This is a genomic window from Thermovibrio sp. (assembly GCA_015488335.1).
In the GTDB taxonomy this organism is placed as follows: Bacteria; Aquificota; Aquificia; order Desulfurobacteriales; family Desulfurobacteriaceae; genus Balnearium.
Genome location: WFNZ01000021.1, coordinates 1 through 19,631, shown reverse-complemented (window position 1 = coordinate 19,631; position 19,631 = coordinate 1). Strand labels below are relative to the sequence as shown.

Annotated in this window: 21 protein-coding genes and 1 pseudogene; 10 read left to right on the top strand and 12 right to left on the bottom strand. The window is 44.4% G+C overall.

Features of this window, described 5'->3' with window-relative positions; all coding sequences use genetic code 11:
- The 12 genes and pseudogenes from F8H35_RS02085 to prmC all read right to left on the bottom strand — a co-directional run.
- A pseudogene (locus tag F8H35_RS02085) lies at positions 1–409 on the bottom strand (cell division protein FtsZ); the annotation flags it as partial.
- Positions 410–419: 10 nt separating this feature from the next.
- Positions 420–1,664 (bottom strand): cell division protein FtsA, encoded by a 1,245-nt coding sequence (locus F8H35_RS02080; protein WP_472571916.1) that lies wholly within the window; start codon positions 1,662–1,664, stop codon positions 420–422.
- A complete protein-coding gene (locus tag F8H35_RS02075) occupies positions 1,637–2,377 on the bottom strand; it encodes a cell division protein FtsQ/DivIB (RefSeq protein ID WP_472571915.1) in 741 nt (246 codons plus the stop codon). The genes F8H35_RS02080 and F8H35_RS02075 overlap by 28 nt, the downstream gene beginning before the upstream one ends.
- Positions 2,374–3,267: a D-alanine--D-alanine ligase family protein gene (locus tag F8H35_RS02070; RefSeq protein ID WP_472571914.1), complete on the bottom strand. Its 894-nt coding sequence runs from the start codon at positions 3,265–3,267 to the stop codon at positions 2,374–2,376. The genes F8H35_RS02075 and F8H35_RS02070 overlap by 4 nt, the downstream gene beginning before the upstream one ends.
- Entirely contained in the window at positions 3,264–4,580 is a 1,317-nt protein-coding gene (locus tag F8H35_RS02065) for a UDP-N-acetylmuramoyl-tripeptide--D-alanyl-D-alanine ligase (protein WP_472571913.1), read from the bottom strand. The genes F8H35_RS02070 and F8H35_RS02065 overlap by 4 nt, the downstream gene beginning before the upstream one ends.
- On the bottom strand, positions 4,546–5,973 hold the full coding sequence (locus F8H35_RS02060; protein WP_472571912.1) for a UDP-N-acetylmuramoyl-L-alanyl-D-glutamate--2,6-diaminopimelate ligase: 1,428 nt from the start codon (positions 5,971–5,973) through the stop codon (positions 4,546–4,548). Before F8H35_RS02060 ends, F8H35_RS02065 begins: the two co-directional genes overlap by 35 nt.
- A 3-nt stretch (positions 5,974–5,976) precedes the next feature.
- Positions 5,977–6,276, bottom strand: a complete 300-nt coding sequence (locus F8H35_RS02055) for a YtxH domain-containing protein (protein WP_472571911.1) — start codon at positions 6,274–6,276, stop codon at positions 5,977–5,979.
- Positions 6,277–6,347: 71 nt separating this feature from the next.
- On the bottom strand, positions 6,348–6,602 hold the full coding sequence (locus F8H35_RS02050; RefSeq protein WP_472571910.1) for a hypothetical protein: 255 nt from the start codon (positions 6,600–6,602) through the stop codon (positions 6,348–6,350).
- Positions 6,603–6,605: 3 nt separating this feature from the next.
- The gene (moaA, locus tag F8H35_RS02045; protein WP_472571909.1) at positions 6,606–7,574 is read right to left on the bottom strand and encodes a GTP 3',8-cyclase MoaA; all 969 of its coding nucleotides are present in this window, start codon (positions 7,572–7,574) and stop codon (positions 6,606–6,608) included.
- A 31-nt stretch (positions 7,575–7,605) separates the two neighbouring features.
- The gene (hisG, locus tag F8H35_RS02040; protein WP_472571908.1) at positions 7,606–8,259 is read right to left on the bottom strand and encodes an ATP phosphoribosyltransferase; all 654 of its coding nucleotides are present in this window, start codon (positions 8,257–8,259) and stop codon (positions 7,606–7,608) included.
- Between the two features lie 12 nt (positions 8,260–8,271).
- On the bottom strand, positions 8,272–9,537 hold the full coding sequence (gene murA, locus F8H35_RS02035) for a UDP-N-acetylglucosamine 1-carboxyvinyltransferase (protein WP_472571907.1): 1,266 nt from the start codon (positions 9,535–9,537) through the stop codon (positions 8,272–8,274).
- Positions 9,537–10,385, bottom strand: a complete 849-nt coding sequence (gene prmC / locus F8H35_RS02030) for a peptide chain release factor N(5)-glutamine methyltransferase (RefSeq protein ID WP_472571906.1) — start codon at positions 10,383–10,385, stop codon at positions 9,537–9,539. The genes murA and prmC overlap by 1 nt, the downstream gene beginning before the upstream one ends.
- A gap of 49 nt (positions 10,386–10,434) precedes the next feature.
- Here prmC and F8H35_RS02025 point away from each other — a divergent pair, with 49 nt between their 5' ends.
- Genes F8H35_RS02025 through F8H35_RS01980 form a run of 10 tightly spaced genes read left to right on the top strand, consistent with a single transcriptional unit; the run spans position 10,435 to position 19,306 of the window.
- The gene (locus F8H35_RS02025) at positions 10,435–11,127 is read left to right on the top strand and encodes a biotin--[acetyl-CoA-carboxylase] ligase (RefSeq protein ID WP_472571905.1); all 693 of its coding nucleotides are present in this window, start codon (positions 10,435–10,437) and stop codon (positions 11,125–11,127) included.
- Positions 11,124–11,795, top strand: coding sequence for an HD domain-containing protein (locus F8H35_RS02020; RefSeq protein ID WP_472571904.1), 672 nt, complete (start codon positions 11,124–11,126; stop codon positions 11,793–11,795). The genes F8H35_RS02025 and F8H35_RS02020 overlap by 4 nt, the downstream gene beginning before the upstream one ends.
- Positions 11,796–11,838: 43 nt before the next feature.
- Complete coding sequence (gene secD, locus F8H35_RS02015; RefSeq protein WP_472571903.1) at positions 11,839–13,509, top strand: protein translocase subunit SecD; 1,671 nt, start codon at positions 11,839–11,841, stop codon at positions 13,507–13,509.
- Positions 13,510–13,517: 8 nt separating this feature from the next.
- Entirely contained in the window at positions 13,518–14,405 is an 888-nt protein-coding gene (gene secF / locus F8H35_RS02010; RefSeq protein ID WP_472571902.1) for a protein translocase subunit SecF, read from the top strand.
- Positions 14,402–15,481 (top strand): LptF/LptG family permease, encoded by a 1,080-nt coding sequence (locus F8H35_RS02005; protein WP_472571901.1) that lies wholly within the window; start codon positions 14,402–14,404, stop codon positions 15,479–15,481. The genes secF and F8H35_RS02005 overlap by 4 nt, the downstream gene beginning before the upstream one ends.
- Positions 15,475–16,524, top strand: coding sequence for an LptF/LptG family permease (locus tag F8H35_RS02000; protein WP_472571900.1), 1,050 nt, complete (start codon positions 15,475–15,477; stop codon positions 16,522–16,524). The genes F8H35_RS02005 and F8H35_RS02000 overlap by 7 nt, the downstream gene beginning before the upstream one ends.
- On the top strand, positions 16,521–17,228 hold the full coding sequence (locus tag F8H35_RS01995; RefSeq protein WP_472571899.1) for an endonuclease V: 708 nt from the start codon (positions 16,521–16,523) through the stop codon (positions 17,226–17,228). Before F8H35_RS02000 ends, F8H35_RS01995 begins: the two co-directional genes overlap by 4 nt.
- The gene (gene ndk, locus F8H35_RS01990; protein ID WP_472569738.1) at positions 17,218–17,646 is read left to right on the top strand and encodes a nucleoside-diphosphate kinase; all 429 of its coding nucleotides are present in this window, start codon (positions 17,218–17,220) and stop codon (positions 17,644–17,646) included. Before F8H35_RS01995 ends, ndk begins: the two co-directional genes overlap by 11 nt.
- A gap of 53 nt (positions 17,647–17,699) precedes the next feature.
- Entirely contained in the window at positions 17,700–18,524 is an 825-nt protein-coding gene (locus F8H35_RS01985; RefSeq protein WP_472571898.1) for a hypothetical protein, read from the top strand.
- 8 nt (positions 18,525–18,532) lie between these two features.
- On the top strand, positions 18,533–19,306 hold the full coding sequence (locus F8H35_RS01980) for a fumarylacetoacetate hydrolase family protein (RefSeq protein WP_472571897.1): 774 nt from the start codon (positions 18,533–18,535) through the stop codon (positions 19,304–19,306).
- The last annotated feature ends 325 nt before the right edge of the window (positions 19,307–19,631 follow it).

Below are 19,631 nucleotides of genomic sequence, written 5' to 3'. Positions count from 1 at the left end.
CAAAGGGCCTTGTTACAACTCCTACAGTCAGTATTCCCATATCTTTGGCTATCTTTGCAACTATCGGTGCTGCTCCCGTTCCCGTTCCTCCACCCATTCCGGCAGTTATGAAGACCATATCTGAGCCTTCCAGCACTTCCCTTATCTTGGGCTCGTCTTCAAGGGCTGCCTGCTCTCCAATCTCAGGTTTTCCACCTGCTCCAAGGCCTTTTGTCAATTTTTCTCCTATTTGAACTTTTATAGGAACGGGAAGTTTTGAGAGAACCTGAGCATCCGTGTTTATAGCTACAAAATCAATTCCCTCAATTCCCATCTCGTACATTCTTGATACGGCGTTTCCACCACCACCGCCAACACCTATTACCTTTATTACAGGTCCTTGGAACAGATCGTCGGCTATGTCAAACACGGTAAACCTCCTAAATAATGTCTGTTATGAAGCGCCACAGAGAAGCAAAGAAACTTCCAGTTTTCTCGTAAGACTTCGTAAGGTCTTCCTTTATATCCGATAGCTTCTTCCTATCTGTAAGTGAAACGATGTAATTAGTAACACCCACTATTGGTGATAGGGCAACATCACCAATCTCAGAATTGGAAAGGGAAGGAACAGTAACCGGAGCCTTAAAGATTTTTTCAGCTAAAACAGTGATGTCTTTCAGTTTTGAAAGTCCTCCGGTAAGGTATACACCACTGAGGTTTTCAAGGTAATCGCTGTTTTCCTCAGAGAGAATAGACTTGATATCCTTAAATATCTCTTTTAGTTTCTGATGAATAAGAGCGGGTATTAAGATCTTTGGAACTTTTATCGTCCTACTACCATAGTTAATATGAATAATCTCCTCTTTATTTACATTAAAAGCATATGCACTACCGTACTCTTTGTAGAGCCTTTCAGCTTCTGTTCTACTTACCTTTAACTTCTTGATTAAGAAATCTATTATATCCTCACTTCCAAAGGGTAAATGCCGTGATAGAACCGGTTTGTCTTCTCTAAAGTATATGAACTCAGTATTCCCTGCACCTATATAGAGGAGCAAATTGTTGTTAAAGTATGAGTTAGGTTGTCTTATACCGTAAGAGGAAGCAAAAGACTGAAGAACTACACCTTTCAGTTTAAGGTTGAGCTCTTTTAATAGATCAGAAATGGTTTTAACGTGAGAACGGGAGGCAAGAACTATAAAGGCTTTCATTGTAAGCTTTTTCCCGCTTCTACCAATTGGATTCTGTATACCATCTACACTGTCAACTATAAATTCTTGGGGAACAACATGTATAACTTCGTAGTAACTTTTAACGGTCTGCCCTTTTATCCTTAAAAGCTCATCTTTTGCTTTATTCTTAACAACATTAACATCGTTGTGGGAAATGGTTTTTATTCCGGGAAACTCTATAGAGGCTTCCACCTGATAACCTAAAGTGCATCCCCCAGGGACTATAACGTAAGCCTCGTTTGGAAGAGCAACGGAAGATTCAATTTTTAAACTGTTGAGAACCGAACTCAGGGATTCTTTAGCTGAAGCTAAGTTTGTGATATTCCCATTCTTTATTCCCCGTGAAGGTGCACTTTTAATGATAAATTGGAACCTATCCCCCTTTTGAACAGAAAGTGAAGCTCTAACAGAACTCGTACCTAAATCTAACGTAAGGATTTTTTGCCCGAGCATTTCTCTTGCCTCCCCTTTATTACCATCATCTGTTCAAATCTCAGATCATAAACCCCCGGCTTAAAGAAACCTTCTTTTGAAAGCCTGCTAAACCGATACCATGCATCTCCCCCTATACCAAGATACACCAAAAATGGGGGAGACTTAAAGGCAAGCTGCACCCCGCTGTCAAGCAGAGATATCTCCGGTTTTTTCCCTTTCAACTCAATCTCACTAAGTTTTGAACTTAACAGCTTTAGTTCCATTTTAACAGATTTTTTTAACATCAAAAACCCATTTTTTACAGTAAAAGGTGCATACTTACCCTTAAAAAAAAAGATCGGATACTTACCTATCTTCCCTACCCCCTTTTTTAGGACAAAACCATTTTCCCCTATTAAATATGTCTCATTATCAGCAATTAGAACGAATTTTGGGTGCGTCTCCCAGATTTGGACGGTAAGCTTTCCTCTATCCACTTTTAACCGGCACTTTTCAACCCAAGGTAAAGCTTCAATCTCCTTTTTTAAGTTTGATAAAAACTCAGGGGTCAAATCCTGACCTACACGAACGTAAGAGAGCACATACTGACTGATGTCTGCCTTCCACGGACCGCTCTTCTCAACAATCACAAACTCAATCTGGTTAAGCTTTGAAGGGGCAGTAATTACACCGTAAAGGAAAATTGCTCCAGTTATTATTAAAACGGCCAGTAAAAACCATCTCAGTCTCACTCACTTCCCCGTCTGTTTAACATTTCTTCAATAAGCTCTTCAAAGGAAAGGCCTTCATAGGCAGCAGCTTTGGGAAGAAGGCTCCTCTCTGTTAAACCTGGAATTGTGTTTACCTCTAAAACGAAAGGAGAACCGTAACGATTAAGCCTAAAATCAACTCTAACGGCTCCTTTGCACTCAAGAACTCTATAGACTTTTTCTGCAATTGACTTTAAACGGTTTTCAAGTTTGGAGTTAACAGGAGCTGGAATCAGGTATTCTGTTGCCGCATCTTCATATTTGGCGGTGTAATCGTAGAACTCTCTGCCGGGCAGAATCTCAACGGGAGTGAGAGCCCTTCCGTTAACCACTCCCACCGTGAGTTCCTTACCTTCAAGATACTCCTCTATTAAAACTTTTGAATCATAACTGAAAGCTTCAGATAGGGCTCTTTCAAAGTCAGATTGGGACTTTACAAGACTAACGCCAACACTTGAACCAGCCCTTGCCGGCTTTACGACGCAGGGGAACTCCAGAGCATCTGTATCTACAGTCTCTCCTTTATAAAGGGTTATACCGGCAGGAACGGGAATACCGTAACTCTTTAAAACCCTTTTGGTTAAGTCTTTGTCTATAGATATGGCACTTGGAGCAACGCCACAACCGGTGTAGGGAATTCCCATAATCTCAAGGAGCCCCTGAACGGTTCCGTCTTCGCCGGGGGAACCGTGAAGAACGAGAAACACTTTATCAGGTTTAATATTAGAGAGTTCTATTGGAAGTTTTTTAGAAAGTTCTACAGGGAAAATCTGGTGCCCTAATTTTTTAAGGGCAGATATTACGCTCTCTGCACTCTTTTTTGAAATTTCAGCCTCGGGAGAGGGTCCTCCGTAAACAACGGCAACTTTCACTTTTCCAACCTCTTTTTTACTATTTCAACGACCTCTTCTAACTTGTTCCCCCTTGAACCTTTTACAAGAACAGCCTTGCCGCAAAAAGGGTATTCGGATAAAAAGTTAAGGAACTCTTCCTTGTCTGTAAAGTGGTAGGCCTTTCCTTTAAAAACTTTTACCGTTTCAGCTGTCTCTTTTCCGAAGGCTATAAGTTCGTCTACGCCAGCTTTTACCAGTTCTTCTCCCAGCAAGCGGTGTTCAGAAGGCGAGAACTCTCCGAGCTCTAACATCTCTCCAGCTATAACAACTTTCGGGATTTTAAAAAGGGAGAGGACTTTTACGGCATTCCTGAAAGAGGCAGGGTTTGCGTTGTAGGAGTCATCTATCAGAATACCGTTCCGCAGGCGGTAGATTTCCATTCTCATTTTAGGTGGGCGGAACCTCTCTATCTCTTTAAGAAGTGAGAGAGGGTAATCAAGAATTTTCAGGAGAGCTCCCCCTATCAAAGAAGCGTTCACAACCGAAAAGCCGGGAACGGGAGTGAAGAGGTCAAGCTTTTCTCCGAAAACGCTTATTCCGAACTCCGTTCCTTCTGGAGAAGGTTCAAGGTAAGTCAGTTTAACGTTTCCACCCTCTCCGAAAGTTACGGTCTCTTTAGACTCTGAATATGAGGAGAGGTGGGCGGGAACGACAGAGATCTCTACAGAGCGGGTAAGTGAGAACTTTTCCTTCAAGAGGTTTTCAAAGCTCCCGAAGCCTTGAAGGTGGGCCCTTTCAACCGAAGTAATAACGCCTATATGAGGTTTCAGAAGAAAAGAGAGCTCCCCAATCTCTCCGGGAGAGTTGGTTCCAAGTTCCTGAACGTAAACCTGAACTTCCTTCAGGTTTGAGATGGTGTAGGTAAGCCCTAATAGGTTGTTGTAGCTCCTTACGTTGGAGTAGACGGAAGTGTAGGCGGAGAAGAGGTGGGTAAGGAGCTCCTTCGTTGTGGTCTTCCCCACGCTTCCGGTTACGCCGATAACGGTTCCGGAAAAGAGGAAGCGTTTGTAGATGGCAACTTTCTGAAAGGCCTTAAAGGTATCTTCAACTTTAACGGCAAACTTTCCCTTCAAGGGTTTAACGTCGCGGGAAGTTAAAAAGCCAACTGCCCCTTTAGAGAGAGCTCCTTTTATAAACTGGTGGCCGTCTCTCTTCCCCGAGATGGGAACAAAAACCTGACCCGGTTCAATCTCCCGTGAGTCAAAGTGGAACCCGGAAACGGGCAGGTTTTCCCCTAAGAGCTCCCCTCCGGTAATTTCAGACAGTTTTCTTGCGTCCATAGAACTCCTCAACAACCTCTCTATCGCTAAAGTGAACTGAGTAATCTTTAAACTGCTGGTAAGTTTCGTGTCCTTTACCGGCAATCAGAACAATGTCTTCTTCCCTCTTCTCTCCAAGTGCCCACTCTATAGCTTTTCGCCTGTCTGGGATAACCACAACCCTGGTTCTATCCTCAACTCCCTGAAGTATATCCTCAATTATCGCCTCAGGGTCTTCGCTCCTCGGGTTGTCGCTGGTAAGGACAACAAGGTCTGAAAGGAGAGAGGCAACCCTGCCCATGGGAGCTCTCTTCTCCCTGTCCCTGTCTCCTCCACAGCCAAAAACGGCTATGAGCCTTCCTTTTGTTAAAGGTCTTAAAGCTTTTAGAACCTTCTCAAGGGCATCAGGCGTGTGGGCGTAATCAACGAAAACCCCCGGTGTAACCTCCTCAAGCCTGCCGGGAACTTTTACTCCTTTGAAGGTTTCCTGAAGCTCTGAGGGAGAAAATCCAAGAAGGGTTAGAAGGGAAAAGGCTGCAGCAACGTTGTAGCAGTTGAAGAAGCCTTTAAGAGAGGTTTTTATCCTGTAGAGGTTACCTCTGTAGCTGATGGGAACAAAGCCGACGGAGTTAAAGGACTCAATCTTAAACTCTCCCTTTTTGCCGTAGGATGAAACGGTTTTGAAGAGAGGCCTTAAAGAGAAGAGGAGCTCCCCCCACGGGTCATCTAAGTTAAAGAGGGAAACCTCTGTAGAGAAAAAGAATTTCTCTTTGGCAGCAAAGTAGCTGAACATATTTTTATGGAAGTCAAGGTGTTCAGGAGTAAGGTTTGTAAAGACTCCTCCCTTAAACTTTACACCGTAGACTCTGTCAAGCTCAAGGCCGTGGGAAGAGACCTCGCAGACAACCCACTTAACGCTCTTCTGTTTAAGGTATGCAAGCTGTTTGAAAAACTGGGTGGGAGAGGGAGTGGTTCTACTTGAGGGAAACCGCTGGCTGTAGGTTCCCCACTCAACAGTTCCAATAAGACCTGCAGGCTCATTTAACCTGTTGAGGGCTGAAAAGAGAAGATAGGCCGTTGTCGTTTTGCCGTTGGTTCCAGTAACGCCTATAAGGGATAGTTCTTTCTCCGGATTCCCGTAAAATCGGGCGGAGACGAGGGCAAGGTACTTCCGAGGTTCTTCGGTGTAAAAGGTGGGCACTTTTTCCCTGAAACGGAAGTAAGTCTTTTTGGAGTCTGTAAAAAGGGCTACAGCACCCCTCTTAAGGGCTTCTTCAACGTAGGCGTTCCCGTCTGCAGAGGTTCCCCTGTAGGCAAAGAAGAGGTAACCCGGCTCAACGTCTCTGGAGTCCTCGGTTATTCCTGTAATCTCTACATCTCTTTCAACTCTAAAACCGAAAGGAAGCAGGAGAGAGGAGAGCTCCAAAGACTACTCTCCCTCCTTCTGAATGGTCTCCTCAAGCTTCTGGATTTTTGCCTCAACCTCTTCAAGAATTGATTTCTTCTCCTCTTCAGACATCTCCTCTTCGCCAGAAGAGAGGAGCTGCTTCATGGAGTCTGAAATCTCCTTAACGAGGTTTTTCGTCCTTTCGGGAAGGTCACTCTCTTTCAGCTGCTCCTGGAACTCTTCCAATTTCTTTAGAAGTTCCTCCCTCTTTGCAGTCGCAACGTAAGCAGCACCTGCTCCAACAAGAGTTCCTAACAGAAACATCAGAGAACCTTTTTTCATCGTCTCCCTCCTGTAAAGTTTCTACTTCAAATAGGTAATCTATCCTTCAGAGTAAAATAAGCAAAGGAGTTTCAGCTCTTCTTCCTCTTCAGTTTCCTTACAAATGAGAAGGAAGAGGAGACAACCTGAAGTGACTCGGTTATTGAGGAGATTGTCGACTTTAACTCTAAAACGGCAGGTTTAAGCTCTGTATTTACAGTGTCAACGCTCTCTTCAACCTTTTTAAGGAGCCTGTAACCTACAACTGAAAGAACAACAATTCCAACAGTTATTGCAACAAAGCAGATGGCGATAACTGTAAGGTCAACAGCTATTAAGGTTTCCATTCACTATCCCCCTATTGTAAACATCTTTCTTGAACACCCAAGGGACTCAAGGGCTTCTATACCGTCAACGTTCCGTTTAAGGAGTAGAGCTCCCGCTATCGTTTTTCTGAGAAGCTCACGGGAGTAAGCAGGAGAGCGGAGAACCGACTTCAGGTCAATTTCTCTATCTGACATAAGGCAGAGCCTTAGTTTCCCGTTTGAGGTGAGTCTCACCCTGTTACACTCGGAACAGAAGTGCTGGCTTACAGAGGGAATAAAGCCGACAACGGCTCCTGTATCCCCCACCCTGAAGCTCTTTGCAGGACCCATTTTAACGGTTTTAACCGGCTCTAACCTGCCGAACTTTTCTTCAAGGAACTCCTTAACGTAAGAGATAGGTATAAAATTTTCTCTGCTGAAAAACTGACCACCTACCGGCATAAGCTCAATAAAACGCACTTCTATACCAAAATCGGCAGAGAACCTGACAAACTCCTCAATCTCGTTATCGTTAAAGCCTTTTATCAAAACGGTGTTCAGCTTTACAGGGTTAAGACCAGTTTCCTTTGCCTTCTCTATTCCTTTAAGGACTCTGTAGAGAGCTCCCTCATCGGCCTTTGTTATGTAAGAGAACTTCTCAGGGTTTAACGTGTCAAGGCTTACGTTAACCCTGTTAAGGCCGACCTCTTTCAGCACTTCCGCTTTTTCACCGAGGAAGAAACCGTTTGTTGTAAGGGAAACTTCTCTGATTCCGTCTATCTCTTTAAGCTGGTAGATGAGGCTTTCAAGCCCTTTTCTTACAAGAGGCTCTCCGCCGGTTAATCTGATAGATTTCACCCCGAACTGAGAGAAAACCCAGACTATCTCGGCGATCTCTTCATACCTGAGGATTTCAGGATGAGGTATAAACTCTTTTTTTCCTTCAGGCATACAGTAGCGGCACCGGAAGTTACACCTGTCGGTTACGGAAACCCGTAAGTAGGATATGGCCATTTCTCCTTCCTGCTGAAGAACTAACTATCAACTATTTTACCACCTTCTCTTTAAGGAGCTCCTTCATCCTGTCAATCATTCCTTTCAGCAGGGAATATTTGGTTTTCAGGCTGGCCCTGTTAACAATCAGCCTTGCCGTTGAGTGAAGTATTACGTCAACTTCCCTCAAACCGTTAACTTTTAGAGTTGTCCCCGTTTGAACCAGGTCAACAATTCTGTCTGAAAGCCCAACTAAGGGAGCAAGTTCTACAGAGCCGTAGAGGGTAATTATCTCCGGGTGGATTCCCTTACTCCTGAAATAGGTGTCGGTAACCTTAGGGTACTTGGTTGCAACCCTTATGTAGGAGAGTTTGTCTAAGTCGTAAGGTTCAGATATATCCTCAGGCTCTGCAACAGAGAGCCTGCAAGCTCCAAACTTAAGGTCTAAAGGCTCGTAAAGGTCGTACCCTTTCTCCTCAATTACATCTTTACCGGCTATACCCACGTCGGCTGTTCCGTAGTAAACGTAGGTAGGAACGTCCATAGGCTTTACGAGGATGAATCGGAAGTTTTCCCATCGGAAGATGAGTTTCCTCGTTTCTGAAAGAGTTTCAGAAGCGTCTATACCGCTTTTTATAAGAAAATCAACGGCCTCTTTAAGGAGTCTGCCTTTTGGAAGTGCAACTGTTACAGTTTGATAGCCCATCACATCTCTCCTTCAGTATTTAAGCTCGCTGGGAACCCTCTCTATTTCAGCTCCAAGGGCTTTCAATTTCTCCTCAAGCCTCTCGTAACCCCTGTCAAGGTGGTATATCCTGTAAACCTCTGTTGTGTTCTCTGCACCAAGGCCTGCAACAACCAACGAGGCACTGGCTCTCAGGTCTGTTGCCGTAACCTTTGCACCAGTTAGCCTTTCAACGCCCTTAACAACAACCGTGTTTCCCTCTATTTTAAGGTCGGCTCCCATCCTCTGAAGCTCAAGAGCGTGCATAAACCTGTTCTCAAATATGGTCTCTTTAATCACAGAAACGCCATCTGCCGTGCACATGGCCGCCATAAACTGGGCTTGCATGTCTGTAGGAAATCCAGGGTAGGGCTGGGTTGTTATGTCGGTTCCCTTCAGTCTCTGCCTCTTCCTGACCCTCACCTCTGAAGGTGAGAGCTCCTCTATTTCAAGACCGGCTTCCTTGAACTTATCTATAACTGTTCCAAGGGTTTCAGAAGGAAAGTCTTCTATAACAACATCTCCACCGGCGGTGGCAACGGCCGAGAGGAAGGTTCCAGCCTCTATCCTGTCGGGCATTACAGAGTGAACGATGGGAGAGAGCTCCCCCTCTCCCTCAACAACTATAACGTCTGTCCCCTCACCCTCTATATGGGCACCGGCACTCTTTAGAGCCTTTGCAAGGTCAACTATTTCAGGTTCTTTGGCGGCGTTCCTTATAACGGTTCTTCCCTCTGCAAGGGTGGCGGCCATTAAAAGGTTCTCCGTCCCCCCAACTGTAGGGAAGTCAAGTGTGATGTCTGCACCTTTAAGCCTACCGTTAACGGAAGCCACTATGTAGCCGTGGGATATCTCTATTTCGGCTCCCATTTTAGAGAGACCTTTAAGGTGAAGGTCAACAGGTCTCAGGCCTATCGCACACCCCCCTGGAAGTGAAACCTTCGCCCTGCCAAAGCGGGCAAGGAGAGGACCCAGTGCCAGAATAGAAGCCCTCATCTTCTTCACAAGCTCGTAAGGAGCCTCAGGAGTGACTTCCCCCTCTTTTACCTTTACACGGCCAGGTTCCCTGCTAACGGCAAATCCCATGTGTTCTAAAAGGTCGCAGGTTGTGGCTACATCCATAAGGGCAGGAACGTTTGAAAGGTCAAGCTCACCGGTAAGGATAGAGGCAAAAAGTATTGGAAGGGAAGCGTTCTTTGAGCCAGATACCTTAACCCTGCCGTGGAGCTCCCTTCCACCTTTTATAACGAATTTCTCCATCAGCTTTTAACCCCCGTTACCACCCGCTCTATTCCGGAAAGATCTTTTAAAATATTAACTGAGTGAAAACCTGAAGACTCAAGAAGGGAAGCCACGTCTCTGCTCTGCCCCTCTCCCACCTCAAGGGCTATGAAGCCGCCGGGCTTTAACTTCTCTGAAGACTGAACTACCAATCTCTCTATTATCTCAAGCCCCGTCTCTCCGCCAAAGAGAGCAACGGCAGGCTCAAACTTCAGAACTTGCTTCTCTAAACGTCTATCATTTAAGGGAACGTAAGGTGGGTTGGAGACAACAACGTCAACCGGAAAGTCAACAGGAGAGAGTAGATCTCCCTTTAAAAAGGAGACGGCACTACAACCCATTCTTTCTCTGTTCAGCTCCGCAACAGAAAGTGCCTTTTTAGAGATATCTGTACCGTAGAACCTGTGCTTTCCGCTGGTTAGTCTGCAGAGGGTAAGGGCTATACAGCCAGAGCCGGTTCCCACATCAACAACAGTCAGTCCCTCTTTCCCTTTAAGGAACTCGTAAGCGGCTTCAACAAGGAGCTCCGTTTCAGGCCTCGGTATGAGAACACCCCTTTCAACGTGAAACTCAAAGCCGTAAAACTCCTTCTTCCCTGTTATGTAGGCTACCGGTTCCCCCTTTGCCCTGCGAATTATCAGCTGCCGGTAGTTCTCAACCTCTTCTTCGGTTAAGGGTCTGTCAAAGTTTGTGTAGAGCTCCACCCTGTCCTTTAAACCCAGCGAGTAAACCAGGAGAAGCTCGGCGTCAAGCCTCGGCGAACGGCTTCCCCTCTCCCTTAGAATTTCTGTAGCTCTCTTTAAGAGTTCTCCAACTGTCCACTTCATAGCCGTGGAATTATAAACACTCTGCTGGAAATGGTATAAGATAACAGCCATGATGGTTGTTCACCTTGAGAGAGTAGACTCAACAAACGAAGAGGCCAAGAGGGTTCCCTTCTGCCACGGACTCTGCATAGTTGCCAGAGAACAGACAGGCGGAAAGGGAAGGAGAGGAAAGAGTTGGCTCTCTGAAAGAGACAAAGGACTTTACGCCTCTTTTCTCTTAAGGCCTATAGAGAGGAACGTTACCCTCTCAAGCCTGGCCTTTGGATGGGCTGTGTTTAAAACCCTTTCCAACTTTTCAGAAGGCTTCTACCTTAAGTGGCCTAACGACGTTTACATAAAGGGCAGAAAGGTTGCTGGCGTTCTGATAGAAGGTCTGAAAGAGAGAACGGTAGTTGGAGTGGGAATAAACCTCTACTACACCCGGAAGGAGCTCTCCTTCTTCCCGGTTCCGGCAACGTCCCTTACGGCTGAAGGGATAGAATTTGATAGGGAAGAGCTTTTAAGGGAGCTCCACAGGAACATCCTTGAAACCCACTCACTCCTTGAAGAGGGTAAATTTAGGGTGGAGCTCTTTGAGGAAAACTGCCCGCTCATCGGCAAGAGCATAAAAGTTGAAACCGATGGAAACGTGCTTACTGGAAGAGCTCTGGGAATTGACAGGGAGGGAGCCCTCGTAGTTGAAACGGAAACCGGGATAAAGAGGCTCTTCTCAGGAGATGTAAGTGTAAGGGAGGTAAGGTGAAAGAGATAGAGTTTCCCACCTACAGGGAGCTCCTCAAAGACAGGCGCATCCTCTACTACATAAACAGAGCCGACTACTTCCTTGAGAGAATGGGCTACACAGACCACGGGATAAAACACGTAGGCTGGGTTGCAGAGAAATCCCGATGGCTTTTAATGGAAACGGTGGGAGACAGGCGGCTCTCAGAGCTTGCAGGAGTGGCAGGACTCTTACACGACATAGGCCACATAGTTTCACGGCACGGCCACGCCCAGAGCGGAGCTCTCCTTTCCTACCAGCTCCTTAAGGGCAAGGGCTACTTAGACGACGACCTGACAGAGATAACCTTCGCCATAGGGAACCACGAAGAGGGAACAGGAGAGCCTGCAACAGAAGTTGCAGCAGCCCTTGTAATTGCAGACAAATCCCACGTCCACAGAACACGGGTAAGGAGCAGAAAAACAATACGGGAGGACATCCACGACAGGGTAAACTACGCCGTCCTCTACAGCAACTTAGAGGTAGAAAAAGAGAGGAAAATAATAAAACTGGTTCTGAAGATAGACACAACCATCTCAGACCTTCTTGACTATTTCTCAATCTTTCAACCCAGAATGGAGATGTGCAGAAGGGCCAGCGAGGTTTTAGGATTTAAATTCCGTTTAAAGATTAACGATACAGACCTGTAAGATTTTGTATCATTCAGACTCAAGTTCAGAAAAGGGAGTTCCAATGAAGAACCTGAAGTGGAAGCTGCTCTTTGTTGTAGCGGTATTTTTAGGAGCCCTCTACCTTGACCTGACAAAACCGATAAACTTAGGACTTGACCTGAAAGGCGGAACCCACTTAGTTCTCCAGATAGATACAGAAAAAGCCCTTGAAGACGAAACTTCCACAGCCCTGAGAGAGATAAAGAGGAGATTGGAAGAGGAGAACATCCCTGTTGTCTCCGCCGTAAGGAAAGGAACTGAGATAGATATAGAGCTCCTCTCACCGGAATACACCAAAAAGGCGGTTTCTCTGATAAAAGACGATTACAGTCAGATGTTTAACATAACTACAAAGGGCAAAAAGATAGTTCTGAAGATGAAGCCCTCTTACAAGAGTAAAGAGATAGACAGGTTGGCAGAACAGGCACTTGAAACGATAAGGAACAGGATTGACCAGTTGGGCGTTGCAGAGCCGGTAATTGTCAGAAACGGGAAAGACAGGATAATTGTGGAGCTCCCCGGCGTCAAAAACCCTGAAAGGGCAAAAAAAGTAATTGGAAAAGTTGCAAACCTTGAGTTTAAGGAAGTTGTAGATACAGCCAGAACTCCCGACGAGCTGATAACAAAGCTCGGCGGAACAATTCCAGAGGGCGCAACGGTCATCGTTAAACCCTCACCCTCAGGGCCCAAGTTCTTCGTAGTTAAAAATGGAAAAGAGGAAGAGCTAAAGGTCAAGAGTTTAGAAGAGCTCGTAGAGAAGTTCGGCGGCCACGTTCCTGACGACCAGCAGATACTCTATGAGGAGATAAAGAACAAAGCGGGCAAAACTGTTGGTTACACGTTCTTTATCCTCAAAAGGGAGCCTATTCTCACAGGAGCCTACCTGAAAGACGCCTACCCGAGCCAGGACGAAACGGGAATGCCTGCAGTAAGTTTTGTTCTAAAAGATGAAGGAGCAAGAATTTTCTCCAACTACACCAAAAACCACATAGGAACAAGGCTTGCAATCGTCCTTGACAACAAAGTCCAGTCTGCACCTGTAATAAGGAGCGAAATCGGAGCGAGAGGCCAGATAACAGGCCAGTTTACATACCAGGAAGCCAGAGACCTTTCAATCGTTCTGAGGGCGGGAGCTCTCCCTGCACCTGTAAAGATAATTGAAGAAACGACAGTCGGTCCATCTTTGGGTAAAGAGTCTGTTGAGAAGGGAATAAAGGCTGGAATAGCTGGAATTGTAATCGTTATGCTCTTCATGGCTGTCTACTATAAAACAGCCGGTGTTATCGCAGACCTTGCACTTCTCATGAACGTGGTTCTTCTATGGGCAATGATGGTGGTTTTAGGAGCAACCCTTACGCTGCCCGGTATTGCAGGTTTTATCCTTACAGTTGGTATGGCGGTTGACGCAAACGTCATAATCTTTGAGAGGATAAGGGAGGAGCTCCGAAAAGGCCGAAACCTCTTTTCAGCCGTTGAGGCAGGCTTCTCAAGGGCATGGGGCACTATCCTTGACGCCAACATAACAACACTGATTGCCGCCGCAGTTCTCTTCCAGTTTGGAACAGGTCCCATAAAAGGTTTCGCCGTAACCCTCTCTTTAGGTATCCTCTCCAGCATGTTTACAGCCGTTTTCGTTACAAAAGTCTTCCTTGACCTTTTGGTCAAGTTCAAGCCTCAAATTTTCAGGGTTTAGGAGCAGAGATGAAAAAGTTTGACTTCATAGGAAAAAGATACTGGGCATACCTGTTCTCACTGACTCTCATAATTGGAAGCTGGGTTTACGGAGCTCTCATAAAAGGCCCAAAGTTCGGAATTGACTTTACAGGAGGAGTTTTAGTTGAAGTAAGGGTTGAGGAACCTCAGATAAATACGGGAACTCTAAGGGAACTGTTTAAGGGAAAAATTGAAGGTGTGCTGGTTCAAAACGTTGAGGGAGAAGGGAAAAACGACTTTATGATAAAAGCTCCTGTAGGTAAAGACCCAAACAAAACTGTAGAGATAATACGAACAGTTCTCAAAGAAAAGTTTGACGGCAAGGTTGAGATAAGAAAAGTTGAAATGATAGGGCCAACGGTGGGCAGGGAGCTGAGAGAAAAAGGGATAATGGCAATAATCTACGCTCTAATAGGAATACTCATCTACGTTGCCTGGCGGTTTGAACCGATATTTGCCTTCGGCGCAGTCCTGGCCTTAATTCACGATGCCCTTGCAACAACAGGAATATTTATGTCTGTAGGAAGGGAGTTCAGCCTTCCGGTGATTGCAGCCCTTTTAACGGTGATAGGTTATTCAATCAACGACACCATAGTTGTTTACGACAGAATCAGAGAGAACATGAAAGTTCTTCTAAGGAGCAAACCCTTTGAGGAGATAGTGAACGACAGCATAAATCAAACCCTTTCAAGAACGGTAATTACTTCTTTAACAACTCTTTTCGTTGTTCTCTGTCTCTACCTGTTTGGCGGAGGCGTTATAAACGACTTTGCATTTGTTCTGTTAGTTGGAATAACAGTTGGAACCTACTCCTCTATTTTTATTGCGAGTGCAATAGTTGTTGACTGGTACAAATACGTTAAGAAGGAGAAATGAAGACCATTTACAGATATATCTCCTACGAACTTCTGAAACTGATTTCTATCTCTTTTCTTCTGTTCCTCTTTGTAATTCTGGTTGATAGGGCATCAACTATAGCTGAAACGATTTTGGGTCAGGGAGTCTCTTTCTTTGAGTTTTTATCGGTTCTTATGAAGGGCCTCCCTGCTTTCTTCGGCATAGTAATTCCCATATCCTTTGTCATATCGGTCTTAATTCTGTTCATCCAGATGGAAAATAATAACGAACTGGTAGCTCTAAAGTCCTGCGGAGTCAGTGTAAAACAGATATCGGTTCCCGTTTTCCTTATGGGATTTGTGTTTTCTATATTTTCCTTTTATTCCTTAATGTTTTTAGCTCCAAAGAGCAACGTTGCGATGAAAAAGGAACTTGAGGAACTTCTGAAGAAGAAAATAACAATGAGCATCTCCCCAAAAAACTTCTCATCAAACTTTCCGGGAGTAACGTTCTACGTTGAAAAAGTTTTCCCTCAGAAAGGCCTCATAGAGAATTTCATGGTCTCCCTTCAGAAAAAGAGTAAACTACTGACAATTTTTGGGAAAAAAGGAACCCTGAGAACTGTTGGAGATACAGTTTTCCTTGACATATACAACGGAAGTGCCCAGTTGATAAACTGGAAGAAACCTAAAGAGTTCAAGTTATTAAAATTCAAAGACTACACAGTGGAGCTCTACAGGTTTTCAAAGAAGGAGAAGTTCAGTGCAGAGAAGTATAAAACACTGTTTCAGCTAATACGAGATAACAGTGTGGAAGGAAAAACGGAGCTCCTTAAGAGAACCTGCCTGTCTCTTTCTCCTCTAATCGTTGGAATACTTGCGTTCTCAATAGCTGTATCACTTCCAAGAGGAAGCATGGGAGTCGGTATCGCTTTTGGTCTGCTGTTGATTGTGGTCTACTATGTCATCTATACGCTGTCTAAAAAGTTCGCAGTTAAGTGGGGAGCTCCCTCAGTTGCCCTTCTGCCCGACATCCTGTTTGGAATTCTTGCAGCGGCCGGATACTACGGAGCAGTAAAGGAAAAACTCTCGCTTAACACCGGGTTAAGATGGTAAAGATTTTAGACAGGTATGTATTTTCGGAAGCCTTTAAAATACTGATTCTGTCTCTCGTTACTTTCCTCACGCTTTTTGGAATAGTTGACCTTGTAAGCCACATCAATCTTGTAATGAAAATCGGCCTTTCAAAAAGCCTGCAGTTCATTGTTGGAAGATTTCCTCTCTACACAGTAAGGGTTTTACCAATAGCTGTTCTGATATCAACCATGGTCACCCTTTCCAGATTCTCATCAACTAATGAACTAACTGTAGTAAGAGCTCTTGGAATCAGCATATACAGGTTCTCGCTACCTCTCTTTGCCCTTGCAGTAATCTCTTCCGCTTTCTCTCTCTTTGTTCAGGAAACACTACTTCCAAAAGGTTTAAAACTCACACGGTCAATTACTGAAGAACATGTAAAACCGGAAAAACTCAACGGAGTCTGGTTTCAGGACAAAAAAAGAGATTTTGTCTTCTTATGGTCGTTCAACCTAAGAGAAAAGACTGGAAAGTGGGCAAGCCTAATAAAGGTAAAGAACTTCCAGCCCACAGAAAGGTTAGACGCTGAAAAGGTTTACTACGCAGGAAAGGGAGTCTGGAAGTTTGAACAGGTTTTAAAGAGAGACCTTGTGAATTTTAAAACGGTGGAGCTCCCATCCCTTAAACTCAACTTAGGAGTTGATGTTAAAGATTTAAAACTATCAGGCATAAATCCTCAACAGTCCGGACTGTTTAAGCTCTACGTAACCATAAAACGGCTCAAAAAAATAGGTTACAACACAACAGAAATGGAGGTAGAGCTCTACTCAAAACTGGCCTTAGCTCTCTTTCCAATAGTTGTAACAGCAATCGGAATACCCTTTGGCGTTTACAATCCAAGGAACAGAAAGGGATACACACTTGCAATAGCCAGCCTGATAGTTGTTTTTATGTGGGTTACAACTGCTCTATTCTTAAGCCTTGGAAAGAGTGGGGTTCTACCGCCTCTCTACGCTGCTTTTGCTCCATTAATGCTCTTTGGAGCTCTGGGTCTCTTCCTGTTAGGGAGGGTTGAATCTTGAGTTTTTCTTTTAAGAAAGCAAAAAAAGCTCAGGAAGTTCTGAAAGAGAAGGTTAAACTAACACCCCTAAATAGAGAAGTGAAAACTGTAGCCGGCTGCGATTTAACATTCCTTGACCCGTTCAAAAATCCGACAATAGGAATAGGAGCATTTGTCGTTCTAACATACCCGGAGCTTGAAGTAATTGAAAGAGTTTACGAGGTGACTGAAGTAGAGATTCCCTACGTTCCAGGATTTCTGGCTTTCAGGGAGCTCCCTCTCCTTTTAAAAACCTTTCGGAAACTCAAAACAGAGCCAGACGTTGTTTTCGTTGACGGCCACGGGATAACCCACCCAAGAGGCCTCGGCATAGCTGCCCACTTTGGAGTTATAACGGGAATACCAACGGTAGGATGCGCCAAAAAACCGCTCTTTGGCGAGTTTAAAGAGCCCTGCAGAGAAGCAGGCTGCTACGAACCGATACTCCACCCTAAAACTAAGGAAACAATAGGCTACGCCGTAAGACTTAGGAAGAACTCAAAACCTGTCTACATCTCCCCGGGAAACCTGATAACGCCGGAAGAGGCTCTTCAACTTGCATTTAAAACTGCCAAAGGCTTCAAACTTCCAGAACCAACAAGACTTGCCCACAACTACCTACAAACAGTTAGAAAAGGTATAATACACCGCAAATTTAAGGAGCCGGAGGGTAAGAATGGCAGTTGAGAGGACACTGGTAATAGTAAAGCCAGACGCCGTTAAGAAGAACGCAGTTGGAGATATCATCAGAATTTTCCAGGAGAACGACCTGAAACTCCTTGCAGTTAAGATGGTTCACCTTACAAAGGAACAGGCCAAGAAGTTCTACATTGTCCACAAAGAGAGGCCATTTTACGATGAGCTTACAGACTTTATGTCTTCCGGCCCATGTGTCCCAATGGTTCTTGAGGGAGAAAACGCAATAGCAAGGGTCAGAGAGATAATTGGAGCTACAGACCCAGCCAAAGCGGCAGAGGGAACAATCAGGAAGAAGTACGGAACAGACGTTGGAAGAAACGCAGTTCACGCTTCAGATTCACCGGAATCTGCAGCTTACGAGATTCCTTTCTTCTTCAACCAGCTTGAAATTCACGACCAGTATTAAAATTTACTTAGGGGAAGGGAGCTCCCTTCCCTCAACTCTATACAGGAGACTGTATGGACGACAGTTTCAGTTTACTGGGTGTAGATAGAGAGCTCTGCCAGGAAGCAAAAGAATCCGGAACAGAAACGCCAGTTAAACACTTCGTTTTTGAAGACCTGTTAGACACATCAGAAAAACTCATCTGTTACTCAAAAGAGGCAGGCGAATTTTCTGTTCACAGCTACGTTCTGGTAAAGGAGAAACTCTCTTTCTTCTCCCGAAGAGAAGAGAAAGAGCTCGGATGTTATCTGGGCTACAAAAACGGTTCTGTTTACACTTTTGAAGACTTCAACTTCAAAATAAACTCATTTGAAGAGTTCACTCTTCTTACAGAAGCCGTAGAGGTAACAACGGGAAACTCGTTTTACTTTGAACTGTGCAACCTCTGTCAACTACCTGAAAAACTGACAGGAGAGCTTGACATAGCCCTCAGCATATACACCCAAAATATAAGGAAAATACCGCCCCTTACCCACTTTGACCAGATTGCAGATGAAAACAGGGAGCTCCTCAAGTTAGTTCTTAAAGGGAACACCAAAGCGAAGGAAAAGTTAGAAACCGAAGTGGGAGAGTCGGAAACAAAAAGGCTAATAGAAGAATTCAAGTCAAAACCGGAAGAGCTCTTTGATACATGCCTTCTTTACCATGGAAACAGTTACACAGTAATAGGAATAATAACTTCTATAAAAGAAATTAACATTAAAAACCACGCTCTTACATCTATTGATATTTTTTCAGAAGAGATAGAGCTTACAGTTCTAACTCACCAGAAGATTAATCTCAACGAAGGAGAAAGAATAGAGTTAAATGGTAGAATGTTCGGTATAGCTGCCGTTTAGGAGGAGAGGTGAAAGTAGGAAGGTTTAAACACGGAGACAGAACCATTTTCGGAATCATAAAAGGAAAAGAGATAGTGCCTATCAAAGAAAAACGGATTTCAGAAATTATGGAAACCATAACTCCAGAAGGAGAACCTCTGACCTTCAGAGATATAAAGTTCCTATCACCAACAAGACCCACAAAAATAGTGGCAGTAGGTCTCAACTACAAAGCCCACGCTGAAGAGATGGGAAAACCTCTGCCTGAAGAACCTCTCCTCTTCATGAAACCATCAACGGCAGTTATCTCCAACAAAATGAAAATAATAAAACCGAAAATGTCTCAAAGAGTAGATTACGAAGGCGAACTGGCCGTAGTAATTGGAAGAAAATGTAAAAAAGTATCTCCGGAAGAAGCACCAGATTACATTTTAGGATACAGTTGTTTCAACGACGTAACAGCAAGAGACCTTCAGCAAAAAGACGTTCAATACACAAGAGCAAAATCCTTTGACACATTTGCCCCTTACGGCCCGTGGATAAATACAGACATAGACCCAATTGGACTGAAAATAACAACACGAGTAAACGGAGAAGTTAAGCAGGAAGGAAACACGGAAGATATGATATTTTCTCCCTTTGAGCTGGTCTCATTCATATCACAGATAATGACACTCCTTCCTGGAGACGTAATAGCAACAGGAACTCCCCCCGGCGTTGGCCCCCTTCAAGCCGGAGACAGAGTAGAAGTTGAAATAGAGGGAATAGGAACACTTATTAACTACGTCGTTGATGAAGAATAGCTACAAAGCTAATTAAATTTAAATTTCAAGAATCCCTAGACTTAGGCAAAAACAGTTCGGAATATCCAGGTTTAAATCCCACTAGTTCAGATAAAACTCTTTTTGCATGATTAGGGAGCTCCGATGCCTTGAAGTTTAAATCCCACTAGTTCAGATAAAACTTTCACAAAAATTGAGTATAATCACAGCTGACAATAGTTTAAATCCCACTAGTTCAGATAAAACTGTGCTTCAAGGGGTTCATATGATTGTGCTTTTGACGTTTAAATCCCACTAGTTCAGATAAAACCTTGACAGAATGTCATCTCCAGAAACCATAACTCCT

Excerpts from the sequence above, each read along its gene's own strand:
- F8H35_RS02080 (WP_472571916.1), bottom strand. The coding sequence starts at position 1,664 with ATGCTCGGGCAAAAAATCCTTACGTTAGATTTAGGTACGAGTTCTGTT.
- F8H35_RS02055 (WP_472571911.1), bottom strand. The coding sequence starts at position 6,276 with ATGAAAAAAGGTTCTCTGATGTTTCTGTTAGGAACTCTTGTTGGAGCA.
- F8H35_RS02050 (WP_472571910.1), bottom strand. The coding sequence starts at position 6,602 with ATGGAAACCTTAATAGCTGTTGACCTTACAGTTATCGCCATCTGCTTT.
- moaA (WP_472571909.1), bottom strand. The coding sequence starts at position 7,574 with ATGGCCATATCCTACTTACGGGTTTCCGTAACCGACAGGTGTAACTTC.
- hisG (WP_472571908.1), bottom strand. The coding sequence starts at position 8,259 with ATGGGCTATCAAACTGTAACAGTTGCACTTCCAAAAGGCAGACTCCTT.
- murA (WP_472571907.1), bottom strand. The coding sequence starts at position 9,537 with ATGGAGAAATTCGTTATAAAAGGTGGAAGGGAGCTCCACGGCAGGGTT.
- prmC (WP_472571906.1), bottom strand. The coding sequence starts at position 10,385 with ATGAAGTGGACAGTTGGAGAACTCTTAAAGAGAGCTACAGAAATTCTA.
- F8H35_RS02025 (WP_472571905.1), top strand. The coding sequence starts at position 10,435 with ATGATGGTTGTTCACCTTGAGAGAGTAGACTCAACAAACGAAGAGGCC.
- secD (WP_472571903.1), top strand. The coding sequence starts at position 11,839 with ATGAAGAACCTGAAGTGGAAGCTGCTCTTTGTTGTAGCGGTATTTTTA.
- secF (WP_472571902.1), top strand. The coding sequence starts at position 13,518 with ATGAAAAAGTTTGACTTCATAGGAAAAAGATACTGGGCATACCTGTTC.
- F8H35_RS02005 (WP_472571901.1), top strand. The coding sequence starts at position 14,402 with ATGAAGACCATTTACAGATATATCTCCTACGAACTTCTGAAACTGATT.
- F8H35_RS02000 (WP_472571900.1), top strand. The coding sequence starts at position 15,475 with ATGGTAAAGATTTTAGACAGGTATGTATTTTCGGAAGCCTTTAAAATA.
- ndk (WP_472569738.1), top strand. The coding sequence starts at position 17,218 with ATGGCAGTTGAGAGGACACTGGTAATAGTAAAGCCAGACGCCGTTAAG.
- F8H35_RS01985 (WP_472571898.1), top strand. The coding sequence starts at position 17,700 with ATGGACGACAGTTTCAGTTTACTGGGTGTAGATAGAGAGCTCTGCCAG.